Raw genomic sequence first — 2,732 nt, forward strand, 5'->3', positions numbered from 1 at the left:
GCGCTGTAGCGAGGCCAGCGCGTCATAGAGCGCGGGCGTCACCGGATCATCGGCCAGCCGGGCGAGCAGCGCGGCCGCCTCGTCCTTCCTTCCCGCGTCGGCGAGACTGCCCGCCTCGGCCAGGGACGCCAGGACCGCCGCTTCCGGGGCCGAGGTCGCGACCGCCTCGAACGCGGCGGCGCGCTTGGCCGGATCGGTTTCGAGATAGGCCGCGCGCAGCGCATCGCCGGCGGCTTCGGCCGAGGCGCGGCCGCTCGCCTTGCGCCATTCGAGCGCGGCGGCGCCACCGACCACAAGGATGAGGACGAGGCCGACGAGCCAGCCATAGCGCCTGAAAAAGCCGAAGAGCCGGTCGCGCCGGACCTCCTCGCTCACTTCGTTGATGAAGGAATCACTCTGGCCCAAGCCGGTCCTCCGCGCACTGAGGTGCGCCATATATCGCCCGGCCGGACGGGTGCCAAGCCCGAACGCCCACCGCGCCGCCGGTCACTCGGCCGCCGGCTTCTCGGGCAGGCGGAAGATCTGGCCGGGATAGATCAGGTTCGGGTCGCCGATCAGGTCGCTGTTGGCGGTGAAGATCTGGGTATAGAGCACGCCCGAGCCGTAATGCAGGCGCGCCAGCGTCCAGAGGTTGTTGCCGGGCTGGACGACGACCGAGACCGGAGCGGCGGCGTCCGCCGCCGGGCGCGGCTGGGGATAGTCGCGCTGGAACGGGGTGACGACACGGGCTTCGACCGAGCCGGTCGAGCCGATCTGGTCGATGCGCAGACGATGGACGCCGGCGGCGATCTCACCGAGCCCGAGCCTCCAGCGGCCGTCGGCGCCGACTTCCCCCTCGCGCGCGAAAGTGTCATCGACATAGGCGCGGAGCTTCGAGCCGGCGCGGCCGAAACCGTCGAGCGTGATCTCGCCCGCCTCGGCGTAGGAGATGCTGGCCAGCGAGACACGATCCGCCGCCGCGCCGGTCGGCCGCGCGAGCGGGGTGAGGGTGACGGCCCCGGGCGAGACGATCGCGGCGGCCACGGGGGCGGCGGCGTCTGGCGGATTGGCGTCTGGCGGGTTCGCGTCCGGCGGGGCGAGATCGGGCGAGAGGCCGGGCGGTTCGGGCAGCAGGACGACGACCTGATCCGAGACGGTTCGGGTGCCGTCCGCGGCCTCGGCGCCAAGGGTGATGGTCCGGGGCTCGGTCGAGGGTTCGACCTGGAAGATGGCGACGAAATCGCCGTTGGCGTCGGCGCGTGCCTCGGCCATCGCGGTGTCGCCGGCATAGAGCGTGACATTCGCGCCGGGTTGCGCGCGCCCGGCGACCACCGCCGCGCCGTCCGGGGCGACGCGGATCACGTCGACGCTCGCGGGGACGGTCCCGGGCACAGCTTCGGGGGCGGTTGGCGGCGTCACCCCGGGCGCCGTTTCGGCCGTGGCTTCCGGCGCCGGCGCGGCGGCGATATCGGGGGCCACGGGGCGCTGCCGTGCCCGATCAAGCACGATGAAGAAGGCGGCGAAAGCCGCGAGGCCGACCCCGATCCAGAGGAGCGAGCGGGTCTTGCCCCCGGTCACGCCGGACACCCCCGCGGGGTCTGGCCCGACGGGTGGCGAACTGTTAGCAGGGAGCATCGCGACAGGACCATATTCGCGCAACCTAAAGGCAAGTGGGAGGCCTGTCCATGCGGGACGATGGCGCGAGATCGGTCTGCGTCTTCTGCGGCTCGCGGCCCGGGGCAGATCCCGCCTATGCCGCCGCCGCCGCCGAGTTCGGCGCGGCCCTCGCCGCGACCGGCACGCGGCTGGTCTATGGCGCGGGCGACATCGGCCTGATGGGCGTGGTGGCACGCGCGGCGCAGGAGGCGGGCGGCGCCGCCTTCGGCGTCATTCCCGAACATCTGCTGCGCCGCGAAGTCGGACGCCGCGTGCTGACCACCTTCGTCGTGACCGAGACGATGCACGAGCGCAAGAAGGTCATGTTCATGAATGCCGACGCGATCGTGACCCTGCCGGGCGGTCCCGGCAGCCTCGACGAACTGTTCGAGGTGCTGACCTGGCGGCAACTCGGGCTGCACAGCAAGCCCGTGCTGCTGCTCAATACCAGGGGCTACTGGACGCCGCTGGTCGATCTCATCCACCACATCGTGGCGCAAGGCTTTGCCGAGCCGTCCTTCCTCGACTTCCTGACGGTTCATGATGACGTGCCCGCGCTGATGGATGCACTGCTCCAGCGCCTCTAGGCCGATATCCAGGCAGACGGAAACGTCTGGTGATCAAGATATCGCGCAATTCGAGACTCCGGAGCGGACGACCCGGCTCTGCCGGGACGGACTCCGCTCTAGCCCGGTACGACCGCCGCTCGGTACAGGTGCCAGGTGGCATGGCCGAGGATCGGCAGAACAACGATCAGCCCGAGGAACATCGGCAGCGAACCGAGCGCGAGCCCGGCGGCCACGATCAGGCCCCAGACGGCGATCGGCCCCGGATTCGCGGCGGCGACGCGCATCGACGTGGCCATCGCCACCGGAATGCCGACGTCGCGGTCGAGAAGCAGCGGGAAGGAAACGACACTGATCATCAGGACCAGCGCGGCGAAGAAGAACCCGACCGCGCAGCCGACAATCATCAGGGCCCATCCCGGCCCCGTGGTCAGCACCTCGCGCAGGAAGGCGGCGGCGGAGGCCGGCGGCTCCGGTCCGAGGATGACGTTGTGCAGGCCCGCGGCGGTGATGAGCCAGGCGAGGAAGATC

Annotated in this window: 3 protein-coding genes and 1 pseudogene; 1 reads left to right on the top strand and 3 read right to left on the bottom strand. The window is 71.0% G+C overall.

Annotated features, from left to right (window positions below; genetic code table 11):
• Both KBA23_RS16690 and KBA23_RS16695 read right to left on the bottom strand, forming a co-directional pair.
• A pseudogene (locus tag KBA23_RS16690) lies at positions 1-405 on the bottom strand (hypothetical protein); the annotation flags it as partial.
• A gap of 81 nt (positions 406-486) precedes the next feature.
• The gene (locus tag KBA23_RS16695; RefSeq protein WP_290743367.1) at positions 487-1,557 is read right to left on the bottom strand and encodes a LysM peptidoglycan-binding domain-containing protein; all 1,071 of its coding nucleotides are present in this window, start codon (positions 1,555-1,557) and stop codon (positions 487-489) included.
• A 107-nt stretch (positions 1,558-1,664) separates the two neighbouring features.
• Between KBA23_RS16695 and KBA23_RS16700 the strand changes: the two genes are divergently transcribed.
• Complete coding sequence (locus KBA23_RS16700) at positions 1,665-2,222, top strand: TIGR00730 family Rossman fold protein (RefSeq protein ID WP_290743369.1); 558 nt, start codon at positions 1,665-1,667, stop codon at positions 2,220-2,222.
• Between the two features lie 98 nt (positions 2,223-2,320).
• Here the strand turns inward: KBA23_RS16700 and KBA23_RS16705 are convergent.
• On the bottom strand, positions 2,321-2,732 hold a 412-nt coding region (locus KBA23_RS16705; RefSeq protein WP_290743371.1), incomplete at its 5' end, for a DUF2189 domain-containing protein.

This window comes from Amaricoccus sp. (assembly GCF_017995835.1).
Taxonomy (GTDB): Bacteria; Pseudomonadota; Alphaproteobacteria; order Rhodobacterales; family Rhodobacteraceae; genus Amaricoccus.